At 64.0% G+C, this 24,417-nt stretch carries 17 protein-coding genes; 9 read left to right on the top strand and 8 right to left on the bottom strand.

Going from position 1 to position 24,417, the window contains the following annotated elements:
- Positions 1-172: 172 nt before the first annotated feature.
- The 4 genes from LJY25_RS11945 to LJY25_RS11930 all read right to left on the bottom strand — a co-directional run bounded on the left by LJY25_RS11945 (position 173) and on the right by LJY25_RS11930 (position 2,945).
- Positions 173-805 (bottom strand): M15 family metallopeptidase, encoded by a 633-nt coding sequence (locus LJY25_RS11945; protein ID WP_227608572.1) that lies wholly within the window; start codon positions 803-805, stop codon positions 173-175.
- A complete protein-coding gene (locus LJY25_RS11940; protein ID WP_227608571.1) occupies positions 802-2,091 on the bottom strand; it encodes a serine hydrolase in 1,290 nt (429 codons plus the stop codon). The genes LJY25_RS11945 and LJY25_RS11940 overlap by 4 nt, the downstream gene beginning before the upstream one ends.
- Before the next feature lie 147 nt (positions 2,092-2,238).
- Positions 2,239-2,457: a hypothetical protein gene (locus LJY25_RS11935; RefSeq protein ID WP_227608570.1), complete on the bottom strand. Its 219-nt coding sequence runs from the start codon at positions 2,455-2,457 to the stop codon at positions 2,239-2,241.
- Positions 2,458-2,630: 173 nt separating this feature from the next.
- Entirely contained in the window at positions 2,631-2,945 is a 315-nt protein-coding gene (locus LJY25_RS11930; protein ID WP_227608569.1) for a hypothetical protein, read from the bottom strand.
- Between the two features lie 167 nt (positions 2,946-3,112).
- On the opposite strand from LJY25_RS11930, the gene LJY25_RS11925 reads away from it, so the two are divergent.
- The 4 genes from LJY25_RS11925 to LJY25_RS11910 all read left to right on the top strand — a co-directional run bounded on the left by LJY25_RS11925 (position 3,113) and on the right by LJY25_RS11910 (position 7,084).
- Positions 3,113-3,955 (top strand): hypothetical protein, encoded by an 843-nt coding sequence (locus tag LJY25_RS11925; RefSeq protein ID WP_227608568.1) that lies wholly within the window; start codon positions 3,113-3,115, stop codon positions 3,953-3,955.
- Positions 3,956-4,075: 120 nt separating this feature from the next.
- The gene (locus tag LJY25_RS11920) at positions 4,076-4,936 is read left to right on the top strand and encodes a rhomboid family intramembrane serine protease (RefSeq protein ID WP_227608567.1); all 861 of its coding nucleotides are present in this window, start codon (positions 4,076-4,078) and stop codon (positions 4,934-4,936) included.
- Positions 4,937-5,054: 118 nt separating this feature from the next.
- The gene (locus LJY25_RS11915) at positions 5,055-5,993 is read left to right on the top strand and encodes a T9SS type A sorting domain-containing protein (RefSeq protein WP_227608566.1); all 939 of its coding nucleotides are present in this window, start codon (positions 5,055-5,057) and stop codon (positions 5,991-5,993) included.
- A complete protein-coding gene (locus LJY25_RS11910) occupies positions 5,990-7,084 on the top strand; it encodes an esterase/lipase family protein (protein WP_227608565.1) in 1,095 nt (364 codons plus the stop codon). The genes LJY25_RS11915 and LJY25_RS11910 overlap by 4 nt, the downstream gene beginning before the upstream one ends.
- A gap of 163 nt (positions 7,085-7,247) precedes the next feature.
- Here the strand turns inward: LJY25_RS11910 and LJY25_RS11905 are convergent, their stop codons facing one another.
- Positions 7,248-9,680: a glycoside hydrolase family 31 protein gene (locus LJY25_RS11905; RefSeq protein ID WP_227608564.1), complete on the bottom strand. Its 2,433-nt coding sequence runs from the start codon at positions 9,678-9,680 to the stop codon at positions 7,248-7,250.
- Between the two features lie 253 nt (positions 9,681-9,933).
- Here LJY25_RS11905 and LJY25_RS11900 point away from each other — a divergent pair, with 253 nt between their 5' ends.
- Positions 9,934-10,806, top strand: a complete 873-nt coding sequence (locus tag LJY25_RS11900) for a glycosyltransferase family 4 protein (protein ID WP_227608563.1) — start codon at positions 9,934-9,936, stop codon at positions 10,804-10,806.
- 20 nt (positions 10,807-10,826) lie between these two features.
- Positions 10,827-11,291: a YdeI/OmpD-associated family protein gene (locus LJY25_RS11895; RefSeq protein WP_227608562.1), complete on the top strand. Its 465-nt coding sequence runs from the start codon at positions 10,827-10,829 to the stop codon at positions 11,289-11,291.
- Between the two features lie 72 nt (positions 11,292-11,363).
- Here the strand turns inward: LJY25_RS11895 and LJY25_RS11890 are convergent, their stop codons facing one another.
- Entirely contained in the window at positions 11,364-15,026 is a 3,663-nt protein-coding gene (locus LJY25_RS11890; protein WP_227608561.1) for a beta strand repeat-containing protein, read from the bottom strand.
- Positions 15,027-15,522: 496 nt separating this feature from the next.
- A complete protein-coding gene (locus LJY25_RS11885; RefSeq protein ID WP_227608560.1) occupies positions 15,523-17,553 on the bottom strand; it encodes an alpha-amylase family glycosyl hydrolase in 2,031 nt (676 codons plus the stop codon).
- A 124-nt stretch (positions 17,554-17,677) separates the two neighbouring features.
- Between LJY25_RS11885 and ggt the strand changes: the two genes are divergently transcribed.
- Positions 17,678-19,471 carry a gamma-glutamyltransferase gene (gene ggt, locus LJY25_RS11880; RefSeq protein ID WP_227608559.1) on the top strand — a complete coding sequence of 598 codons (1,794 nt, stop codon included), beginning with the start codon at positions 17,678-17,680 and terminating at the stop codon, positions 19,469-19,471.
- Between the two features lie 402 nt (positions 19,472-19,873).
- Here the strand turns inward: ggt and LJY25_RS11875 are convergent, their stop codons facing one another.
- On the bottom strand, positions 19,874-20,263 hold the full coding sequence (locus LJY25_RS11875; protein ID WP_227608558.1) for a hypothetical protein: 390 nt from the start codon (positions 20,261-20,263) through the stop codon (positions 19,874-19,876).
- Between the two features lie 119 nt (positions 20,264-20,382).
- Here LJY25_RS11875 and LJY25_RS11870 point away from each other — a divergent pair, with 119 nt between their 5' ends.
- On the top strand, positions 20,383-23,235 hold the full coding sequence (locus tag LJY25_RS11870; protein WP_227608557.1) for a TIM-barrel domain-containing protein: 2,853 nt from the start codon (positions 20,383-20,385) through the stop codon (positions 23,233-23,235).
- An 88-nt stretch (positions 23,236-23,323) separates the two neighbouring features.
- Entirely contained in the window at positions 23,324-24,274 is a 951-nt protein-coding gene (locus tag LJY25_RS11865) for an aldo/keto reductase (RefSeq protein WP_227608556.1), read from the top strand.
- The last annotated feature ends 143 nt before the right edge of the window (positions 24,275-24,417 follow it).

Genomic DNA, 24,417 nt, shown 5'->3' with positions numbered 1-24,417 from the left:
CCGCGCACAAAATAGGCTGGTCCTGGTTGTGACAAACTGTGTTGTGACAAAACGTTTTGTCACAACACAGTTTGTCACAGGCTTTCCGTCAGAGCTTTTTGCCGAACCACCCGTGGGTGACGCGCATTATGGCCTCGTGCCGGCGCGGACTATAAAGTCCGCGCTAGTGGGGCTACAGCTCCTCAAACGAGAGGTCCAGCAGGCCGAACTCGGCCCATTGGGCGTAGTCGAAGTGCCACCACTCGCCGGGGTAGTTCACGAAGCCAAACTGCGCCATCGTCTTCAGCAGCAGCGCCCGGTGGCGGCGGGCTTCGGAAGATACGGGCTCGTAGGCGGAGTGCGCGGCGGGGCTCAGCTCGTCAAAGGCGGTGGGCATCGGCAGCGGGCGGCCGGTGGCTTGGTTTACCAGGCCCACGTCCACCGAGCAGCCCCGGTTGTGGCGGGAGCCGCGCCAGGGCGGGGCGGCGTAATCCTCGTTCTGCACCTTCTGGTACATCAGCACCGTGGCGCTGTAGGGCCGGTAGGCATCGTACACCACCAGCCCGGCCCCGTGCGCGGCCAGGGCCTGCTGCACCTGCTTCAGCGCCTCGGCCACGGGGCGGCGCAGCCAGGCCTGGGCCTGCTGGTAAAGCGGATAGCCGAGCAGGTTGTCGGCCGTAGCGTAGCGGATATCCAGCCGGAGGCCGGGAATAGCTTCGGCCAGGTTCACCAGCTGCCGGGCCGGGTGGCGGGCCGCCTGCTGCCGGTACTGCGCCGGGGAGCTGAGCACCCGCAGGCCGTACGGGTTGGGCTGGGGCTCGGTCATGGCTTCAGCGGCTCGTCGTAGCTGAGTTGAAACCGGCTCAGATCGGGCCGGTGACGGCGGGGGCGCTTAAGCTCGTAGTCGTACACGGCCCGGCCCAGGTCGCGCAGGAAGGGAAAGCCGATGGTGTCGTAGTCGTAGTGGTCGTCGTTAAGCACCCCGTCGGAGTTGGTGTAGATAACCGCGCTGAGCATGAATTCCACGCCGTTGGCCGGGTCCACGATGTAGGCGTTGTCGATCAGGAACCCGTAGGCCTGGCCGATCTTGTTGAAGATACGTACGCCCGGCGGCAGGGGTCCGGCCGCGCCGCCGGCCAGCAGAAACTTGGCGTAGTTGTCGGGATACTCGCCCACCGGATACTTTGGAAACCGGCTTTCCCGGGGAAGCTCCGACATGTAGCGCCGCAGAAACGAGTAGTCTTCCTCGCCCAGGTCGAACCGCCGGGCGGCGGGCAGGCTTTCCGGAAACAGGATGGCCCGCAGCAGTTGCTGCTGCTCGCGTAAGCCCAGGTAGCTTTTGGAACTCAGGTCTAAAGGCTCGTTGACGCGCTTATCCCCTTTCAGGTACGCCTCCCCTACCCGCTCCCCGCTCAGCTTCAGCTGCGGAAACGGCGCCTCGTTGAACGCCGCCGGCTGCTGGTAGAGGGGCTGCTGCAGGGCCGTATCGGCAAAGAAGGTGACCGGGTTGGTGTGGCGGGAACCGGGCTCCTGGTCGCCCACCGAGAGGCGGTGGATCAGCCGGAAGTTGCGGTAGCCGCGCCGGGCGAGGCCCTCGTTCAGCTCCCGCTGGCCCAGAAACTCGTAGAGCCGGTTGAAGCCATCGTTGTCGCTTACCAGCAGCACCTTGCGGATGTAGTGCGCGATGCTGCCCCGGCCGGTGGCCGACGTGGTGTCGCGCAGCACCCGGGTCTGGCCGGCAAAGGCCGAGTCGATGCGCAGGGGTGAGTCGGGATGCAGGGCCGGATGCCGGGCTTTCAGCTGGTGCAGCTTTTCCAGCGCCAGCGCGGCGGCGGGCAGCTTCACGGTGCTGGCCGGGTAAAAATACTCGCTCGGCCGCAGGCGGTAGCTAAAGGACTTGAACCGGGGCCGGTTTTGGGCGTCGCGGTCAATGCGGGTGTACAGAATCTGCACCTTGTAGGCATCCGGTTGGCGCAGCACCCGCCCGAACCGGGTGGTATCCGCCTTCAGCAGGCGGCGCAGCGGATTGCCGGGCTGGGCCGGGGCCGTAAAAGCCAGAGCCAGCAGGCCGGAAACGGGCAGAAGCCGACGAATAAGGAGAGAAGCGCGCATCTGGCCCCAAGATACTGGCTGAGTCCGAACCACCCGGACAAAAACCAAGCCGCCACCCGGAGGCAGCGGCTTGGTTTGGCTGTTTGTTGTCCGTTGTTAGTATCGTTCTAAAAGACTGACAACTGATAACCGACAACTAACAACCAGCTAATTCTTATGGTTGTTGCCCTCGGCGCCGGCGTTTTCGCCTTCGTCGGCACCGCCATCCTTCATGGCGCGCTTCCGGTCGTGGCTGCCGGTTTCCTGCAGGGGCTGCTGGCCGGGCTTCTTCTTGATGGGAAACTGGTTCTGGCCGCTGTTGGCCATGCTGACGCGCTGGGCGCCGGTCGACTCCTCGGCGCTGGGATTTGCTTTTTCGTTGTTCATAGCTGGGAAAGGTTGAAAAGAAGTTGGTAGTAAGTAGTTGGTAGTAGGATGATCAGGCTTTAAAGCAAGGGGACAGTGGGTGGTAGACTGATCAGGCTTCGCCGGGAAAAACCTTGCTCGCAGCCCTAACCAATCCATCTACCCAATACCTATATCCTGCTACCGGAAAACGCCTACAGGTTAACCTGCCCGGTTTCGCCGCCTGATACGCCGGTACCGCTCGATACCGTGCTGCCGCCCACGTGGCCCCGGTCGGCATTGCCGGGGGCTTTGTAGTTGCGGCGGTTTTTGCTCACGTCAGAGCCCTTGATTTCCTTGCCGCCCTCGGTGCCGCCGCTGCCGGAGTTGTCGTCGGCGTTGAGGCCGCGCAGGGCATTGCTGCGGCGACTGGCAAACTGCCGGCCTTCCGGCTGCCGCTTACTGGTCTGCCCGGCCGGGGGCGACTCCTGCCCGCTGGCGTCGCGGGGCTGCTGCTCGTCGTTGTTCATGGCTAAAGGTTGGTTGCGAAGACCAGCCGGTTACGCCGGTCTTGGGGTTGAGCAAGACTATACGCAGGGCCAAAAGCCTTGTTCCTGTCGAGCTAACGGGTTTTTCGCCGTCTTTTCCCCAACTTGTCTGTTCATCCGACTCTCTATCCCGGCCCCGGGCCCTTGTTATGTCTTCTTCCCAACCACCCGCTGGCGACTTCCTCACCCGGAAAACCGACTCTGAGCTGCTGTTCTTTGTTAAAAACCCCGGCTACTACCACGCCGACCTCGTCGCCTCGGCCCGGCGGGAGCTGCTGCGGCGGGGAGTACCGCTTACTTCCCCGGCGCCCGCGCCGGCCACCGCGTCTGCCCCGGCCCAGCCCCTGGAGTACGTAGAAGAAAAGAACAACCTGCCCGCCTGGATCCTGCCCGGTGTGCTGGGGCTGATTCTGGTGGGCTTGCTTACCTACTGGGTGATGTCGCAGCCCAAAGCCCCGCCGGTGGCCAAGTCCACCAAGCCGGCCCCGCCCCTGGAGCTGCGGTCAGTGGAAACGCACATGCTGCCCACCTTCGACTCGCTTACCGCCGCCGACCTGGTGCGGGAGCGGCAGGCCGTGTCGGCCCGGGAGCGGACCGATACCACCGCCACCCGCAAGTACCTGATTCTGGCTCGCCGCTTCTGGGAGGCTGAAAACCCGTCGGCGTTTCTGATCAAAAAGGCCACTCTGGCGCCCGTCGACTCCACCTTTCCGGCCCAGGCCGAAATGACCTACGACAAGTGGCGCCGCCTGACCAGCGCCCTGGTGTACGACCACAAGCTGAAGCCCGTAATGCAGGAGCGCATGGACCTGATGCAGAACATTGCCCGCCGCCGCCTCAGCCTGCTGGTCCGGATGCGCGGCAACTTTAACCAGGGCGTACCGGTTCTGACGCAGGACGTGAAGGAGGACTTGGTGGAGCTGGACCCGCTGCTGGCCCGCCTCCGGGCTACTTCCCGGTCCGGGCAGGCCGGCATCCGGGTTAACCTGTAACACCGGGTAAGCAGGGCCTGGACCCTCAGAGCGAAGAACCTACACCTGTTCTGAATTAAACTTCCTGACGCGTCAGAGGCTACGCTCTTACCTCCACGTTCTCAGCTCTAACTTCCTCGTATGAATCCTGCGCCCGAGCCGAACCCCATTTTCGCCCAGAAAACGGATGCCGAGCTGCTGTACCTGACGCAGCACGCCTACCGTTATCCGGTGCCGGTGGTGCAGGCCGCCGTGCGGGAGCTGCAGCGGCGGGAGCTGATTCCGGCCGAGCTGCCCGCAGCCCACGCCCCGGCCCGGCCGCCCGAAACCGAGGCTACCTGGAGCCAGCTGCTGGGCGGCATCGCGCGCGGGCTGTTCTGGCCCTCGGCCGACTATTTCGTGACGCCCATCCTGGTCAACCTGAACCTGCTCCTGTTCGGGCTGATGGCCCTGGGCGGGGTCCACGTACTGAATCCCTCGGGCCGGGAGCTGATCAGCTGGGGCTCCAACTTCTCTCCCCTGACTCTACACGGGCAGCCCTGGCGCCTGCTTTCCAACACCTTTCTGCACGCGGGCCTGGCGCATCTGCTGCTCAATATGGGCGCTTTGCTGCTGCTGGGCTTTCTGATCGAGCCCCTCATCGGGCGGGTGCGCCTGCTCAGCGCCTACCTGCTCAGCGGCATCGGGGGCAGCCTGCTCAGCCTGTGGTGGCACAGCCAGGGACTGAACTCGGTGGGGGCGTCGGGGGCCATCTTCGGCCTCTACGGCCTGCTGCTGATGCTGCTACTCACCCGGGCCGTAGACGTGCCCCGTTCCGACCGGCGGCACCTGCTCTGGTTTGTCCTCTATTTTGTGCTGTCGAACCTGCTGGCGGGCCTGGAAGGCAATACCGACAACGCGGCCCACGTCGGCGGCCTTATCGTCGGCACGTTGAGCGGACTGGTCATGGCCCGGCTCGGGCTGCGAAAAACTGGCCCGGCGAAAGAGAACTCAAAGCCTTAGTTCACAGCTCATTATCTATAATTTTCAATGAATCAGTAAATAATTTACATTGATAGTCCAACCTTTTGTCCGGGTCTGGCATCTTACCTTTGTCTGAAATTTCACCTGATACCCTTTTATGAAAAACTTCTTACGCAGCCTTATTTGTGCCGGTGCCCTGTTGTGGGCCGGTGCGGCTTCGGCCCAAACCACGTTTACCAACTCCAGCCTCGACACCTGGGCAGTTCGCAACGGGGCAGAGGCTCCTACCGGCTGGCAGACCTTCGACGACGTGCTGCGCGTAGCCGGCTTCCCGATTCCGGCTGGCACGACCACCAAAACCACCGACAAGCAGGGCGGCACCTTCGCGGCCAAGCTGGAAAACAAGAACAGCTTCCTAGGCGTGCCCTTCCCGGGCTTCCTGATCCTGGGAACCCGTCTGAGCGAGTCGGCCGATTTCCCCGGGGGTATCCCCTACACCGGTCGTCCGGCCAGCATGCAGTTCTACTACAAGCGCACGGGTCCCGTCGCCGGCATTCAGGACGACTCGGCCACGGTAAACGTGGTGCTTTCCAAGCGGATCGGTAACCGCACCCAGGTTATTGCCGATGGCGCCATGCTGCTGCGCACGGCCACGCCCGGCACCGCCTACGCCCTGATGAACCTGCCCCTGACGTACTACTCCAACCAGACCGCTGACTCGCTGTACATCCTGTTCAGCTCCGGTATGGCCGAAAACCTGAATACCAACACCGCCCTGTTCGTGGACGAGATTACGATGGTAGGCACGGCCGGTCCGCTGTCGACGGGAGATGCCAAGCAGAACGCGCAGCTGGCCCTGTTCCCCAACCCCAGCGCCACCGGCCGCTTCACGCTGACTTCCACCGAGGAGCCCGCTATCCTCACCGCCCCGCTCACCGTAAGTGATGCTACCGGCCGCGTTGTACTGCGGCAGAGCGCCGGTGCCAACACCGGAGCGGGTCGTTTCGTAGACCTGCAGGGCCGGCCCGCCGGCATCTACACCCTGCGCCTGGATACGCCGCGGGGCCCGTTGACCCGCAAGCTCGTTATTCAGTGAAGATAGACCCTGCAGATTCAATGCACAACGAGCGGCCCGGTGACGAAAGCACCGGGCCGCTTTCGCGTTGGCACCAGGTGAAAGCGGCGGCCCGGCGGGCCGTGTCGCTTTCGGCCCGGGGGCTCGACCAGCTTTACCACACCGGACAGTCGTATCGTCACTTTACGCTGCCCATCCTCAACGGCGCCATTGGTGATCAGCTGGCCGCCCGCCACGACCACCGGGCCATCCGGATGAGCTTCCGCCTGCACGCCGGCGACGTTTCTGTCGACAGCCTGCGACTGGAGGGCGTAGCCCAGAAAACCGTGTTGTTTCTGCACGGGCTGATGGGCGACGAGATGATCTGGCAGTCCGGCTCGCCCGATACGCCCCGCTACGGCCCCCTGCTGCAGCGCGAAGCCGGAGTGCGCTGCCTGTACCTGCGCTACAACACCGGCCTCCACATCTCCGAAAACGGCCAGCAACTCAGTCAGCTACTGACCCAGCTGCTCGCAGCCTACCCTGCCGCCATTAGCGACCTGGTGCTGGTGGGCCACTCGATGGGCGGGCTCGTCATTCGGAGCGCGGGCTACTACGGCACCCGACCGGGCCCGGCGGCACCGTGGATAGGCCGGCTACGGTCGGTATTCCTACTTGGTGTGCCCAACGAAGGCTCTTTTCTGGAGCAGAACAGTCATTTCACCTCGGTAATGCTGCGCAAGATCAACGTGGCGCCGACCCGCTTTCTGAGCCGGGCCATGGACCAGCGCAGCAACGGCATCAAGGACCTGCGCCATGCCCTGCTGGTGGAGGAAGACTGGCGCGACGAGCACGCCGACGACATCCTGACGGCCCCGCGCACCACGGTGCCCCCGCTGCCGGGCGTGCACTACCACGTGCTGGTGGGCTCCCTGCTCAAAGCCGTGGGCTCTGCCCTCGACCACTACTTCGGCGACGGACTCGTGGGCGGGGGCAGCGCCCTGGGCCGCACCTTCGGCGACCCCGCCCTGGGTCCCGACTTTACGGTCAGCACCCGCACGTTTGCCCGGCAGAGCCACGCCGGACTGCTGTCTCACCCGGAGGTGTACCAGTACCTGCGCGAAAACCTGTAACGCCACCTGCTGCAACGGAAAGGGCCGCGCCGGGTGGCTGCGGCCCTTTCCGTTGCAAGCCCAAACTACCTGTCGACTGTTTTGAAAAAGCAAACGGCCTTATTACTGCACAAAAAGCCCCGCAGACAGGTTCTACGGGGCTTTTTCTTTTCCTAAACGGAGGCTAGCGTACCGTCAACTCCGCGAAGCTGGCCGCTACCACCACATCGGGAAGTGAGAGGCCTGTTTCAGTGGCATGCTTGGTCGCCTGCGTGGTTTTGCCGTCCACGGTGAGCTTGAGGGCCCCGAACGGCAGGCCGTGCAGCACCACGCGGAACGTGGAAAAGGTGGGCTGGTAGTCGCCTTCGATGTGCTGGCGGAGCGTGAGGCTCTCCGCAGCGCCTTCGACGGTGAAGCGGCGGGTAGTGCTATGCCCCTGCTCGTAGCCGTAGCCTTCTCCGCCGTCGTCGTAGAGTACGCTGCTTTCCTCGCCTTCCTTGTAATAGACGTGCAGGGTCAGCTCTTCCACCTTTTTCTCGCCCACGTACTGCATCACCGGGTACATCGGAATGACGGCGCCGGCCTTGACGAATACCGGAATCCGGTCGAGCGGGGCGCTGGCCCACACCTCAGCGCCGCCGGTGCGGGGCTCGTCGGTCCAGTAGTAGAACCAGTCGCCGCGGGGCAGGTACATCCAGCGGCCGTCGGCTCCGGCCTGGGTGATGGGGCACACGAGCAGGTGGTCGCCCAGCCCAAATTCCGCCATGCGCAGGTAGGTATCGGTATCGGTCTGGTCGAGGAAGGCCAGGGGGCGTAGCATGGGCGTGCCCCGCTGCACGTACTGCCAGAAGGTGGTGTACATGTAGGGCAGCAGGCGGTAGCGCAGCTCGATAAACTGCCGTGCCAGGCCAGTGTACGGGTCGCCGAAGCTCCAGGGCTCCTGGTCGCCGTGGTCCCCGCTGGAGTGGGTGCGGAAGAACGGGTGAAAGGCCGCCAGCGCCACCCAGCGCACGTACAGCTCCCCGTCGGGCGTGTCGATAAAGCCGCCCACGTCGGAGCCCACGAAGCTGAAGCCCGAGATGCTCAGGCGCTGGCACTGGATGTTGGCCAGCCACAGGTGCTCCCAGGACGCCATGTTGTCGCCGGTCCAGCCCGAGGAGTAGCGCTGCCCGCCGGAATACGTGCTGCGGGTGATGGTGAACGGCCGGTTGGGGTAGCTGAAGCGCTTCACGCCTTCGTTCGTGGCCCGGGCCATCTGCATGCCGTAAATGTTGTGGGCCTTGCGGTGGGAGGCGTGGTGCCCGTCGTAGTCGAAGCGCACATCGTCGGGAAAGGTGCCTTTCTCAAACACGGCCGGCTCGTTCATGTCGTTCCACACGCCCTTCACCCCGTCTTCGGCAATGAGGCCCTTGAACAGCCCGGCCCACCACTCGCGCACCTGGGGACGGGTGAAGTCGGGGAAGTTGCACAGGCCGGGCCACACCGAGCCCTTCATCAGCGGACCATCGGCGCGGCGGCAGAAGTAGTCGTTGGCCAGGGCTTCGGTGTAAACCGGGTACTTGGGGTCAATCTTGATGCCGGGGTCGATGATGACGATGGTCTTGAATCCGTCCTGGGCCAGCTCCTGCACCATCTTCTTCGGCTCGGGGAAATGCTCGGGGCTCCAGGTAAAGCACCGGTACCCGTCCATGTAGTCGATGTCGAGGTAGATAGCGTCGCAGGGAATCTGCCGGTCGCGCAGGCCGCCGGCAATCTGGCGCACGGTGCTTTCGGGAAAGTAGCTCCACTTGCACTGGTGGTAGCCCAGAGCCCACAGCGGGGGCAGCTCGGGTGTGCCGGTCAGGCGGGTGTACTCCTCCGTTACTTCGAGCAGAGACGGGCCGTAGATGAAGTAGTAGTTCATCTCCCCACCCTGGGCCCAGAAGCTGGTTACGTCGGCCCGCTCGGCGGCAAAGTCGAAAAACGACTTGAAGGTGTTGTCGAAGAAGATGCCGTGGGCAATCTTCTGGTGCAGCTCCAGGTAGAACGGCACGTTCTTGTACAGCGGGTCGGAGCCCTTGCCGTAGCCGTAGGTGTCGGTGCCCCAGTTGGTGTACCGCTTGCCCCGCAGGTTCATGTTGTCGGGCTTGTCGCCGAGGCCGTAGTAGTGGACGCCGCTCTGCACCTGCTTGCTCATCTTCACGATGTCATTGCCGCTTTCGTCGTCGTACTCCCAGTGAAAGCCTTTCTCGTCGGCGCTGAGCACCAGGCCCGAGCGGTTCAGGATGCGGGACTCCAGATTCTGCTTGGCAATGGTGCAGATCAGCCGTTCGGTGGTGATGCGGTAGTGGTCGTCCTTTTCCTTGAATTCCAGAAACTCCAGCGTTTCCCGGGGCCGGTCGGTGGGCACGGCGTAGCTGAAGTCGGGGGCGTAGCCGCCGTCGGTGGTGTAGCGGAAGCGCAGGATCTTGTCGGTCACGACCTGCAGGGTGAGCAGTACGCCGTTGTCGCAGGTGAAAACGAAGTCATTGCCCTGCTGCTGGCAGGACAACACCTGACCGGCGAAAAACTCTTGCTTGGCCCGGGCGGCCAAGTCATTGATCATGTAGTTATTCTCGGGTATCGTCGTCTCGCTCATGGGAGTGGATGGTCGGGGTAAACGGGCAAAAAAATTCCGGCATTGCCGGAAGCAGGTACCGCGGACCCGGAAAAAATGGCCGGATCGGCTATGCAGAAAATTCTTGCCGGTCCGGAATGATTAAGTGCGCAAGGTAAAAATGATTCCCGCTATTTTTATTTAACATTAGCAGCGAATTACGGGAAAGCCGTTTTCAGCGGTTTAACTGACTTTCCCACGCCTACTACGGACTACGTTCCGCTCAGAACTGATTATGAAAGATGAACACCTCCAGGTTTTATTCCTGGGCTGGGACGACGTGCCCCGAAGCGGAGAACCCGGTGCCCCGGCCAGCCTGGCCCTGGCTCAGCAGCTAACCCAGCACGCAACGGTAGCAGTCATTGTCCCCCACCTCGCGGCCGGAGCCGAGCTCAGCGCCGGTGCCTCCCTGACTGGTCTGGGCAACTTCTCGGCCGAGCAGCTCGAAGCCGCCGCTCCCCTGCCCGCCCGCAGCGCGCAGGAGTGGCAGTCGCCCGCCGCGCCTTACGTGGGCGGCAGCAGCCAGGTTTCTTCCACTTCGAAAACCGACCAGAATCAGGTTGCGCCCACTTCTGCCGTTCCGGCCTCGGCGGCCGGCGCCGTCGGCTCTGATTCCCGCACCATCACCGCCGAAGCGGCCCCGACCCCGGGGGCCGCGGAGCCTTCCACGGCTTTTGCCGAGGCGCTGGCTTCGCTGCAGCCCGAGCAGGCCGCCGGCGACCTGAACTTCCGGGTAATTCAGTATGCCCGCTTTGCCACCCGGCTGGCGGCAACGCAGTCGTTTGGGCTGATCTACGCCGCCGACTGGCCCACGTGGCTGGCGGGGCTCGAAATCCGGCAGCGCACCGGCAAGCCCCTGGTGCTGCACGTCACCTCCCTGGCCACCGACCGCAACACGCTGGCCGACCGGGGCTGGGTGCTGGAGCTGGAGCGGCTCGTGCTGCGCCGGGCCGATGCGGTGCTGGCCGCCACCGAAGCCCTGGCCGAGCAGCTTACCTCGCTTTACGGCCTCACGCCCAAGCGGCTGCGGGTCGTGCCGGCCGGCGCCGACACGGCCCAGCTGGCCGCCGAGGTGCTGCGCACGCTTCAGGAAACTACTACAGCCTAATTACCTACGGGTAGCTGGTCATGAACGACGTGCATTCCTTCGAGGCGGTTATGGAAAGCCACAATAGCGGGGGCGCCTTCTGCCTTCCCCCGCTCGACGTGCCGGCCCTGTTCGGCACCCGGGCTCTGGTACGGGTGCGGGGTACCATCGACGGGTATCCGTTCAGCTCCAGCCTCTCCCCCATGGGCGGGCATCACATTCTGCTGATTCACAAAGCCACCCGGGCGGCCATCGGCAAGCACCCCGGCGACACCGTCACAATCAGCCTTTCCCGGGATACGGCCGAGCGCGTGGTGGACGTACCCGAGGAGCTGGCAGCAGCGCTGAACGCCGTGCCCGAAGCCCGGGCCATCTTCGACAAGCTGGCTTACACCCACCGCAAGGAATACGCGCAGTGGATAGCGGAAGCCAAAAAGCCCGAAACCCGCTCCCGCCGTATTGCAAAGGCCGTGGAGATGCTGCTGGCCGGCCTGAAGCGCAGTTAAACCCAGTGGCCGGTTACAAACGAAAGCAGCCCGTCGGGTACGACGGGCTGCTTTCGTTTAGTAGATAGCAGATTAGTTAATAAGTAGCTTTTTCACCGTTTGGCCCTGGGCGTGGCGCAGTTGCAGCGTGTACACTCCGGCAGCCAGGGACCGGGTTGCCAGGACAGCTTCGGCGCTACCCTGAGTTGTGCGCACGGTTTGCGTCTGCACGAGCTGGCCCAGGCTGTTGTAGAGACTGATGGTCAGTTCCGGTGCGCTGAGGCCGCTTGCCCGCACCTTCACGCCATGCTCCTGATTGGTGGGGTTGGGAAATACCTCCACCGCCGGCCCGGCCCCGGGCCCCTGCTGCACCGTGACGCGTCCGGCGTTCAGGTGCAGCACAAAGCGGGTCTTATTCTGCCCGCCGGAGTGGGCAAAAGCGTAGCGGCGGCCACTGGTCAGCACCTGCCGCGTTCCCAGCACCCGGTCTTCCAGCTCCACGGTCAGCTGGCCGGCATTCAGCAGGGCTTCCACGTCGAACTGCCAGTTACCGGCAACTCCTTCCACCACTAAGGGCAGCGACTGGGGCGTGCCGACGGAGCCCAGCCCGTTGATGGCCAGCGCTTCTTCTGCCGGAGTCAGGGTGTAGCAGCGCACCAAGCCGTTCAGCAGCTTAGGAGCGTCGTAGGCGGCGTCGAAGCCGGCCGTAGCCCCGGTTTCCAGGTATACAAAGGTGACGTCCTTCTGCCCGGTCGGGTTGGTGGCGGCCAGCTGCAGCACCGGCCGCTGCTCCGCGGTGCCGCGGCGGAACACGGGGTTGGCATAGCTCGTGAGGCGGGCGGCATTGGTGAACTCGAAGCTGGACACGGGCTGCGTGGTCCGTACAAAGAAGGCCTGCATAGCCGGAATTACGCCATCGGTCAGGTCGCCGATGCCGTTCAGGTAGGTGGCATAGCCGCCACCGTACTGCGTGCCCGAGCGGTAGACGTACACGGTCGGAAGCATGCCGGTGGGCTTGGTGAGCAGGTCCCAGTCGATGGGCGCGGCATACGGGTTGCCCAGCAGGTGCCAGCCCGAGCTGGTAGTTTCGCCCCGGCCCAGCCCGGTCACCGTCACGGGGCCGTTGTTGAGGGAACCCACCAGGCTGACGGTGGCGGTGGCCGGCACGTTCACGGTGTAGCCCCGGCCCCGCACCAGCGCACTGCCCAGAGCAGCCGGCGACTCCCAGCCGAAATCAAAGGCGCGGGTAGTGGCCGAAGCAGCCGTGAGCCGGCTTTCATTGTAGCCAAAAACAGTGGGAAACGGGTTGACGGCGCCCGGGTTGGCGGCCGTGTTGTAGGCCTCATTCACGACGGGCGCAAAGCCGGCCGTAGCCAGGCTGCCCACGGTTGCTCCTACCACCGGGGAGGAATAGTGCCGGTATCCCAGCCCGGCATTCAGGGTCGGGTCAATGTAGCGCTGCACGGTAGCATTTCCACTTACCACCCCCCCGTTGTTGACGACCATGGCAGTGCCGCTGTTGTCAGAAATCAAGGTCAGTGGAAATCCGTCCGTAAGCAGCACGCCATTGAGCTGCAGGACGTGGCGCACAGCCGCCGGGGTTGCCTGAATAACTCCCTGCGGACCTACCGTCAGGTCGAAGAAGCGGCTGGTGCTGGCCCCGCCGATGGTTTGCCGGGCCGGGCCGCTGAGTTGAATCAGGCCGCCGCGGGCATTCAGGGTCCCGTGGTTGACGAAGTCGCCCTTCACGTCGAGCGTGCCCCCGCTTTGCCCGAATACGGCTCCGGCCTCAATCGTCATACTCCTGACCGTAATGGTGCCCGAGGACAGCACGGGGTAGCGGGCCAGCCCGGCCGGAATTACCACGTTTTCGCCGGCCCCGGGCACAATCCCGCCCCACCAGTTGGCAGGCAGGTTCCAGGCTGACGAGGTGTTGCCGGTCCAGCCCACAAACGAGCTGTACTCCACCGTAAAGGCGGCGGCCAGGTTGTCGTTGGCGGCAGCGTCCTGCCCGGCCCCGGCAGCAATGCTGACGGTAACCGGACCGTTGCCGGCCGGAGTCAGCACGGCGCTGTAGCTGGCTCCGCTCCCGCTGAACCCTGACAGCGTGCCACTGCTGAGCCCGATGCTGCCGGCGTTAAATCCGGTTATGGCTTCGCTGAAGACAAAAGTTAAGGGAATCGGGCTGGTAGTCGTCACGCTCCCGGCCGGGCTGCTGATGGTTAACACCGGGGGAGTGCCGTCGAAGTCGATGTTATCGGTAAAGACCGGGGAGATATTGCCCGCCCCGTCGCGCAGCTGCATATAAACGGTTTTCAGACCGTCAGGCGTGCTCAGCCCCCAGGTTCGGGAAGACGTTACGGGCTCCCAGGCGCTATAGGTGCTGTTGTCGTTGGAGAAGCGCATCTGGGTGGCACTGCTGGCCGTAACGGTCAAGGTCACGCTGGCCGTGTTGGTACGGGCCGCGCCTCCGTTGATGAGCACGGTGCCGCTGGGGGCGGTGGTATCGATGGTGAAGTTGATGGTGGTGGTATTGCCTGCCTCGTCCGTCACGACCAGAATGTAAGCTCCATCGACGCTGACCACCGAGCCCGAGCCAAAGAAGCTACCGTTCAGGCTACCGTTGCCCTCGTTAAAGCTGATGGAAACCGGCGTGGCATACACGCCTTTATCCACTACGCCCGTAACCACCGGCGGGGCGTTGTCAATGGTGTAGGCCTGGCCGTTGAAGCCCCCGCTAATGGCGTTACCGGCGTTATCGGCAATGCCGGTGCCGCTGCTGTTCAGGTGCAGGCGCAGGCTGCCGTTGCCCCCGACACCGGTTATGGTGATATCCATGAATGTACCGCTCCCGGCCGAAACCGAGCTGAGGATGCCGGAGGCCGTACCCGTAAGCAGCAACGTAAAATCCGCCAGGTTAACGCCGGTTACGCTTTCACTGAAGGAGAGGCGGTACACCAGCGTGGTGGCATTGGTTGTGGCACTGATCGGCACCCGCCGGCTCATCGACACAACGGTCGGAGGAGAGCTATCCACCCGGACACCCGCCGTCGACGGCACTGCGGTCAGTGTGAGGGAAGCATTATTGGTCGCGGCGTCGCGGATGCGCCCCCCATTCAGGGTGATGGCACTGCCCAGGGTAACCCCATCAGGATCGACCAGACCCGGCTGCAGGATGTGACGGAACGTCAGCACCGTCGTGCCCGCCCCGCTTACATAAGCAGCCGTGAGGGCCGTACTCCCAACGGTCAAACTCAGGTACGGCACCCCGGTATTGGTCGTGACCAGCACGGTTTCGGAAAAGCTCACCGTAAAGGTCAGGGCTTGACCAGCGGTGTAGGTAGCGTTGGCCGGGATGGTCACGGCCGTGACCACAGGAGCCACGGTATCGACGCGGAAGGTAATCGTGGGGCTGGGGCTGCTGACTCCTACAGTCGCGGTGGCATGCACCGTATGGGAGCCCTGACTCAGGCCCACCGCCACCGTCCAGCTCCACAGGCCGCTTGAGTTGGCGTTGGTAGTGCCGGCCACCACATTGTCAATTACCACGGTGATAAGCGCATTGGCCGTCGACGTTCCGCTGATACCCGGCGTGGTCGTACTGACGGCGCTTAGCTGGGCCGGACTTGTAATAACCGGCGACGGAGAGCTGTCCCAACGGGCAGCAGCCCCGACAGGGGCGGAATACGCTAAAGAGGGGGCAACCAGAAACAGTAACCCAAGCATCCAGCTAAGCAGTAGCAGTCTTACGTTCATAACGGTGGGTAGATTGGTGAGTCCCGCCCGGGTCCGGAAACGCGGGGTCGGATTAAATGCCTCGGCCGGACAAGCCGAGCAGGTCAGGGAAGCGCGACGCCACACGGGCACCGACCAGAAGACGACATTATCTGACACTGATAACCAGCTCAGAGAATGAAACTTAGGCATCACCAAAAGACCGGGGACTTCTGTCAGCAGAAGTGGCAGGTCGGGAAGCGGGCATTGCAGCCGGAGCCGTAATTACCCACCAAAGCGCCTGACCGAGCGGTTCCAGTCAGAACCGGAGCGGCTGCAGGTACGCGTAGACTAGTTGGCAGCAACCGAAGTCGACACCGTGCTTTGTCTTAAATTATGGCCGGATTCCCTGTTCTTTTTCCGTGGAAACCGTTCATGTTGGCAATAGTAGTCAGTTGAACGGAAATAGTAAAGTAATATTTAATCTTATTTAAGATAAAATAACATTTTCATCATATAGACCCGCTGTAGAGCACTCTCAGCAGCGGGCCAGCACCAGCGCCGTGCGGTTGGTAACGTACAGGCTCAATTGACGTCCCTGCTCCCCGAACGTTTCGTATCGAATCCCGTCATCAACGCGGCTGAAGCCGCCGAACTCGACCGCATCGGAAGTCAGTACAACCCGGTAGCCCCCGGGCCGGGAAACCAGAAAACGGTAGTCGGGTATGCTGCGGCTGACGTGGAAGCTGAAGACAAACACCAGTCCGCCCCGCTCGAAGATCAGCACCTGGTTTTCGGGGTCGAGGTTGAGCTGCCGGGGGGAGGCGCTCAGTACCCGACCGACCTTGACCACCCCTACCATCGCCTTGTCAAAGGCCAGCAGCTGGGAATACTTTAGGTCGGGATTATCGGCCAACGACCACTGACGCCGGGCGTGCTGATAGCTCCAGCTGTTGCCGGCCCGGGGAAAGTCGACCCACTCGGGGTGGCCAAACTCGTTGCCGATAAAGTTCAGGTAGGCCTCGCCGCCGAGAGCCAGCGTGATAAGCCGGATCAGCTTGTGCAGCGCCATGCCCCGCTCCACTACCAGGTCGGGGTCGGTGCGGTGCATGTTGCTGTAGAGGCGGGCATCCATCAGCCAGTGCGACAAGGTCTTGTCACCTACCAGGGCCTGGTCGTGCGACTCGGCGTATGCCACCGTCTTCTCGCCTGCCCGGCGGTTGGTAAGCGTGTACCACAGCTCGCCCAGGTTCCAGTCTTCGTCGCGGGTGTGCTTGAGCAGCTTGATCCAGTAGTCGGGAATGCCCATACCGAGGCGGTAGTCGAAGCCAATGCCGCCCTCGGCAATGGGCCGGCACAGGCCGGGCATGCCGCTCATGTCCTCGGCAATCAGCAGGGCGCTGCGCTTGAGGCCCTTGACCAGCGTGCTGGCCAGCTGCAGGTAGAGAATGGCGTCTTCGTCGGCCTCGGGGCCAAAATACTGGTCGTAGCTGCTGAACGCCACGCCCTCGCCGTGGTGCTGATAGAGCATGGAGGTGATGCCGTCGAAGCGGAAGCCGTCGAAGTGAAACTCCTCAAGCCAGTAGCGCAGGTTGCTCAGCAGAAACTGCTGCACCTCGGGCTTGCCGTAGTCGAACAGCCGGGAATCCCAGCCGGGATGCTCACCCCGCTTGCCGGCATGGAAGTACTGCCCGCCGGAGCCGTCGAAGTCGGCCAGGCCCTCGGCCTCGTTTTTCACGGCGTGGGAATGCACCACGTCAAGCAGCACGGCCATGCCGCGGCGGTGGGCTTCGTTGATCAGGTGCTTAAGCTCCTCGGGCGTCCCGAACCGCGACGACACGGCAAAGAAGTTGGCCACGTGGTAGCCGAACGAGCCGTAATACGGGTGTTCCATCACCGCCATCAGCTGCACGCAGTTGTAGCCCAGGGCCTGCACCCGGGGCAGCACCTGCTCGGCAAACTCCAGGTAAGAGCCGACTTTGGCTTCCTCCGTCGCCATGCCCACATGGGCCTCGTAGATGAAGGGCTCCTTCACGTAATTGCCGACCCGGAATTTCTGGTCGGTCCAGGCGAAAGGCTGATCCGGGCGCCACACCTGGGCAGCAAAGTCGTGGGTCTGCGGGTTCTGCACGGCCCGGCGCAGCGTAGCCGGCAGCCGGTCCTGCGCGCCTTTCGTCGTCACGACGTGCACCTTGTAGCGGCTGCCGTGTACCAGCCCGCCCTCAGGCTGATCGGGCACGAACACTTCCCACACGCCGTCCGCGCCCCGCTGCAAAGGCGTGGCCTCGCGGTTCCAGAAGTTGAAGTCACCAACCAGGAACAGTCCCTGGGCCTGGGGTGCCCACTCCCGAAACCAGTGACCCCGGCGGCGGGCGTCGTACTGCAGGCCGAGACGCTGGTGGGCAGTGGCAAAGCGGGCCAGGGAGCCGTAGGAGGCTTCTATTTCGCTGATGCGCCGGGCCAGTCGCAGTTGCCGGGCCCGCAGCACCGGCTCGAACGGGGCCAGCCAGGCGTCCTGCTGAACCAGGGGCAGGGGGAAAAGTTCGGGGGTTTCGGCGGCAGAGTTCATAGCGGAGCGGTTTGGGCCAAAGCTACACTTCCCGGGGTAGTAAATAAATAAGCAAGTTATCCGCCTCTGATTTCCGAGGAATTCAGGTGGTGGCGGGCCAAAGGCCAGACCCTATCTTCACCGCATGAAACTTCGCCTAGCGCCCTCGGCCCTGCTTTTGCTGCTTTCCTGCACCGCTTCCGAACCCCGGACTTCTGCCGGCCTGGCTACGCCGGTGCCCCCGGCGGCCGCGCCGGTCGTGGCGGAGCATGCCATGGTGGTATCGGCCCACCCCGAGGCGTCGCGCATCGGGGTGGAGATTCTGCAGAAGGGCGGCAACGCCTACGACGCGGCGGTGGCGGTGCAGTTTGCCCTGGCCGTGTGTCTGCCCGCCGCCGGCAACATCGGCGGGGGCGGCTTTTTGCTGTACCGGGCGGCCGACGGCTCGGAAGGTGCCCTCGACTTCCGCGAAACCGCCCCGGCCAAAGCTTCCCGGGATATGTACCTCGACGCCCAGGGCAACATAATTCCCAATATGAGCACCCGGGGACCCAAGGCCGTGGGCGTGCCCGGTACCGTGGCGGGCATGGTAGAGGTGCACCAGAAGCTCGGCCGCCTGCCCTGGAAAACGGTGGTGCAACCGGCCGTGGACCTGGCCCGTCGGGGCGTGAAGCTCACGGAGAAAGAAGCCGCCGGCCTGAACGCAAACCGGAAAATTTTCTTTGAAACCAACGAGCTGCCGGCTGGCTTTCCCTTCGCAGGAGACCTCGCCGAGCAGGCCCGGGGCGCGGCGCCCTACGTGCGCTACCTCGACGGCGGCCGCCTGCACGACATCGACTGGCTTGCCGGCGACACGCTCAAGCAGCCCCAGTTGGCGGCGACCCTCGGGCGGATCCGGGATGAGGGCCGGGCTGGCTTTTACGGCGGCAAAACCGCTGACCTGATTGTTCAGGAAATGAGGTTTGGCGACGACTTCATCACCCGGAAAGACCTCGACGCCTACCAGCCCCGGTGGCGCACGCCCCTGCACGGCTCGTACCGGGGCTATGACGTGCTGTCCTTTCCGCCGCCCAGCTCCGGGGGCGTGGCGCTGCTGCAGATGCTGCAGATGCTGGAGCCCTACAACCTGCGCCAAGCCGGCTGGCACTCGCCCCAGTCCGTGCATTGGATTACCGAAGCGGAACGGCGGGTGTACGCCGACCGCGCCACCTACCTCGGCGACCCCGACTTCGGCCGGGTGCCGGTAGCCCAGCTGCTGGCCCCGCAGTACAACAAGGAGCGCATGGCCTCCACCCTGCCCTACCGGGCCACGCCCAGCGCCCAGGTGACGGCCGGGAAAAGCCTGCCGGGCTACGAGTCGGACCAGACCACCCACTACAGCATCGTGGATGCCCAGGGCAACGCGGTGGCCTGCACCACCACGCTCAATGGGGGATACGGCAGCAAAGTGGTAGTGGCTGGGGCCGGCTTTCTGCTCAACAACGAGATGGACGACTTCTCGGCCAAGGCCGGCGTTCCGAACATGTATGGTGTGACGGGCGGCACGGCCAATGCCATTGCCCCCGGCAAGCGGATGCTTTCCTCGATGACGCCCACCATCCTGACGCGCAACGGTAAGCTGGCGCTGGTCGTGGGCACTCCCGGCGGCTCCACCATCATCACCAGCGTGCTGCAGGCCATCCTGAACGTGGTCGACTACAACCTGAACCCCCAGCAGGCCGTGGCGGCTCCGCGCCTGCACCACCAGTGGCTGCCCGACCATATCGACGTAGAGGAAGGCGCCCTGCTGCCCGTCGTCCAGGACTCGCTCCGCGCCCGGGGCTACGTGCTCAAGCCCCGTAGTGCCTGGGGCCGCATCGACGTTATTAAAGTAGGCCCCAAAGGCCAGCTTCAGGGTGGCGCCGACCCCCGCGGCGATGATACGGCGCAGGGGTATTGAGTCAGGAGTCTACTTCCTGCTCCGGGAAAGGATGTAGCCAGGTGGTAAGTCCCCTCCTTTTTTCAAGGAGGGGTGCCCGCAGGGCGGGGTGGTTCGTCGTTAGACGAAGGCTTGCCCCTGCCCCGCTGATATCTTTTCTCCATTGGTACTTTTCCGCTGCTTCCTCCTCACGCTTCCTTCGCTGAAAGGCCGGGGTAGGTTCGATGTGTGTATATCCCAAAACAACCCTGGCTGCTTGCTCTCTATATGCAGCAAAATTGGATACAGCAAAGAAGCCCGGCTGCGGGGAGCGGCCGGGCTTCGGATTTCGCGCGCAAGGTTTCGCGCTGTTAAAAGGAGGTTTCGCAAGGGCGTACTTGAACCCACCTTGCGAAACTTTGCTTCACCCCGCGTGACCTTGCTTTAGGCTACGTAGGTTTTCAGGTTGCCTGAGGCCATGATGAGCAGCTGGCCGAGGTGGCGCATCTGGTCGCCAATGCCGTTGTGGAGGTGGTTGCCGGCCCATTCGTGCACGTTGCTGGCCGAGCGCGACGCCTGTTCACCCAGGGTCTGGAGCAGGGCGCTGGCTCCGACCCGGTCGCCGTTCTGAATCATCTCCCGCAACCGGGTGAGGGCCGAGGCGGCGGTGGTCGTCACCGAGCTGGGCGAGTTCTGCAGGTACGGCACCCAGCTGTCGATAATCGGAATGAGGCCGCTGGGGTCGTGGGCAAAGGTGTGGTTGTTGAACAGGTCGCCCAGGGCCAGGTTGGTGGAGTAAAGGTGGTCGTTGACGTTCGAAGAGGACAGTGCCATGGTCGTAGGGGTTGGAATGGAGCTTAGCTGTACGCCGGATTTGGCCGCCTCGTTGCTGGGAAAGTTAGCCCGGCCCAACCCAAGCCCTTATCTTGCTTCGTTTATTCACGTTCCCGCCGATGCCCGCCCCCCTGCGCCGCTCCCTGATTCGCCTTTCCCTGCTGGCTTTGCCCCTGCTGCCCAGCGCCGCCCTTGCCCAGCGCGAAGGCGGCGGTCCACCCGACCAGGACCCGTTTGCCCGGCCCGTAGCCCCGCCCGTCAGCATCGGCAGCTACCGCTCCCACACCTACGCCAACGGCATCCTGACCGTAAAAAGCACCGACGGCGGTACCCTGCGCGTCCGGCCCTGGTCGGAGGGCGTCGTGCGGGTCGAGTACTTCCCGGCGGGCAGCGCAGTAAAGCCGGATGCGTCGGTGAGCGTGGTGCAGGAGCCGGATACTCCACGAACCGGCAGCACAGAGGTCAGCGCCACCGCGCTGGAATGGCCCGTTGGTCCAGGTCACACGATTATTGTTCAGAAGTCGCCTCTGCGGGTAACCTACCGGCAGGGCACTGAAACCCTGGTCGCGGAAGCAGGCGGTGCGTTTCAGCGGCGCACCAATGAAGCCTCCGGGCCGGGCGGGACGGGCGTCTCGTTCCGGCTGCAGCCGGGCGAGCAGCTTTATGGCACCGGGGCCCGGGCTTTGCCCCAAAACCGGCGGGGCCGCAAGCTGGAACTGTACAACCAAGCCCACTACGCCTACCAGAACGGGGAGCCGGCCCTGGGCATTACCTTGCCGGTGGTGGTATCGAGCCGGGGCTACGCGCTGTTCTTCGACCACCACGCCGCCGCCACCCTCGACCTGGGCGCCACAAAAAAGGACGTGCTCGAGTACAGCGGGGAGAACCTCGTCAACCTGGGCTACTTTATCATTGCCGGCTCGTCGTACGCCGATATCCTCGACAAGTACACCCGCCTGACCGGCCGCCAGCCGTTGCCGCCCCGCTGGGCGCTGGGCTTGCTGCAAAGCCGGTTCGGCTACCGCAGTCAGGCCGAAACCGAGGCCGTGGCCCGGCGGATGCGGCGGGAGAATTTCCCGCTCGACGCGCTGGTGCTCGACCTCTACTGGTTTGGCACCATCCGCGACCAGGGCAACCTGGAGTGGGACTACCAGGCGTTTCCGAAGCCCGCCACCATGATGCGCCGCCTCGACTCAGCCGGCATCAAAACCGTGCTGATAACCGAGCCCTACGTGATGCGCGCCTCCCGCAACGACGCCGAGGTACGGGCCCGCGGGCTGGTAGGCACCGATTACCGGGGCCGCCCCTACACGGTGGCTTCGTTCTGGGCCGGGCCGGCTTCCCTGCTCGACATGTTCAAGCCCGACACCCGGGCCTGGCTGTGGAGCTACTACAAAAAGCACCGCGCCGAAGGCGTGGGCGGCTGGTGGAGCGACCTGGGCGAGCCGGAAAACCACCCCGCCGACATGCAGCACCTGCCGGGCTCGACCCGGGCCGTGCACAACGCCTACGGGCAGGCCTGGGCCGGCATCCTTTCCGAGAACTACCGCCGCGAGTTTCCCGATGAGCGCCTGTTCAACCTGGCCCGGTCGGGCTGGGCGGGCATGCAGCGCAACAGCGTGTTTCCGTGGTCAGGCGACATCAACCGGTCGTGGTCGGGCTACCAGGCCCAGGTGCCCATCATGCTCGGTGTGGGCATGGGCGGGGTTGGCTATATGCACTCCGACGCCGGGGGCTTCTGCGTAGGGCCCGTGGACCCGGAGCTGTACACCCGCTGGCTGCAGATGGCCAGCCTCTGCCCCATCATGCGCCCCCACGGCGAAGGCGTGCCGCCCGAGCCCTACTACTACCCCGAGCCCTACAAGAGCATCGTGCGCGACTACGCCCACCGCCGCTACGAGCTGCTGCCCTACCTCTACACCCTGGCCTGGGAAAACACGGTCAGCGGCACGCCCCTGGCCCGGCCGATGAATTACGGCACCGGCACGCCGATAGTAGCCGGGGCTAATGACCGAGAAAGATCTGCTTCTATTGCAAGCGTTTCGAACCTGAATAACCTGAACGACCAGTACCTGCTGGGGCCCAACCTGCTGGTGGCCCCGGTCATGAACCCGGGGCAGCGCCGCCGCAACGTGGTGCTGCCGGCCGGCTCCTGGATAGACTTCGACACCCAGCAGACGCTGCCCGGAGACCAGACGGTGAGCGTAGCCGCGCCGCTGGCCCGGATTCCGCTGCTGGTACGGGCCGGCGCCTTTCTGCCCCTGGCGCCCTACGTCGGCACTACGGCCCAGTACAGCACCGACACGCTGCGGGTGCGCTACTACGCCGACCCCAGCGTGGCGGAGTCGAACTTTACGATGTATGAGGACGACGGCAAATCAGCCCAGACGGCCGAAACCAAGCTGTTTGAGCTGATCCGCTTTGCGGGCACTACCTCGGTCAACCAGACCGAAATCAAGGTAGCCACGAGTGGCAACGGCTACCCCGGCGCACCCAAGTGGCGGACCTTAGAACTGCTGCTGCCCCGGGTAGCGGCGGCGCCTACCAGCATCAGCCTCGATGGTGAGACGGTGCCCGCTACGGAGTGGCGCTACGATGCCGCCCGCCAGCAGCTGCGCCTGCGCTTCCTGCTCGAGAAAAAGCCGGTCAGCATCATCGTGAAGGGCCTTCGCATCAACAACCAGCCTGCCGCCGATATGGCCCCGCAGGCCCTGACCCTGGAAGCTCCCTCCGACCGCACCTTTGGCGGCGGCACCCAGCTGCGCTACACCCGGCATACCGCCGGCAGCACGACCATCCGGATTCACAACGCCGCCGGTCAGCTCGTCAGCACCCTCACGCCCGGGCTCCAGCGAGCCGGCAGCCATTCGGTGGAGTGGAACGGCCGGACCAGTGCCAACCAGCCCGCCGCGCCGGGCGTGTACTGGGCCGAAGCCGACGGGCAGCGCCAGCGCCTGGTGCTGCTCCGGTAGCGGGCCGCTGAGCTTGCCGCGGTTTTACAACATGGCGGCAGCGGCAGTCGTACGTTTGGGCTCTGCCTGCTTTACTACTGACTTCGCTATGCAAACCCGACCCTTAGGCAACTCCGGCCTGCAGATTGCCCCGCTCGTGCTGGGCGGCAACGTATTTGGCTGGACGGCCGACGAAAAAACCTCCTTCCAGGTTCTCGACGCCTTTGTGGCCGGGGGCGGCAACACCATCGACACCGCCGACGGCTATTCGGTGTGGGTGCCGGGTCACGTGGGCGGGGAGTCTGAAACCATCATCGGTAAGTGGCTCCGGCAGCGCGGGGGCCGCGACCAGGTGGTTATTGCCACCAAGGTAGGCTGGGAAGTGAATGCCGAAAACAAGGGTCTCGCCAAAGACTACATTCTGCGGGCCGTGGAAGGCTCCCTCAAGCGCCTGCAGACCGACTACATCGACCTGTACCAGTCGCACAAGGACGACCCCACGGTGCCGGTAGCGGAAACCCTCGAAGCCTACGCCCAACTCGTGCAGCAGGGCAAGGTGCGGGTTATCGGGGCCTCCAACTTTACGGCGGCCCGCCTGCGCGAGTCGCTGGAAGCCAGCCAGAAGCACGGCCTGCCTCGTTACGAAAGCCTGCAGCCCCTGTACAACCTCTACGACCGGGCCGAGTTTGAGCGGGAATTGCTGCCCCTGTGCCGGGAGCAAAACATCGGGGTGATTCCCTACTACGGCCTGGCTGCGGGCTTCCTGACCGGTAAGTACCGCTCCGAAGCCGACCTGCAGAAAAGCGCCCGGGGCGGCGGCGTGGGCCAGAAGTACCTCAACGAAAAAGGGCTGAGCATCCTCGCTGCCCTCGACACGGTAGGTGGGCGCCTGGGCGCCACGCCCGCGCAGGTAGCCCTGGCCTGGGTGATGGCCCAGCCCGGCCTTACCGCCCCGATTGCCAGCGCTACCAGCGCAGAACAGCTAACCGAGCTGCTGAAAGCCACCGAGCTTAAGCTGGGCGCCGAAGACCTGGACCTGCTGAGTCGGGCCGGAGGCTGATTTGGTTGTTCGTTGTTAGTTGCTCGTTGTCAGTTGTCGGTTGTCAGTTGTCAGTTGTTAGAATTTAGCTGCGAGCAGGCCTGATCAGGCTTTTTGTCACGCTTCTTTTCATTCATGCCCAACGTCTGGTTCTGACAACGGAC

The sequence above is a fragment of the Hymenobacter translucens genome (genome assembly GCF_020685205.1).
GTDB classification, from domain to species: Bacteria; Bacteroidota; Bacteroidia; order Cytophagales; family Hymenobacteraceae; genus Hymenobacter; species Hymenobacter translucens.
Note: the sequence above shows the minus strand (reverse complement) of the source record. Positions and strands in the feature narration are given on the sequence as shown.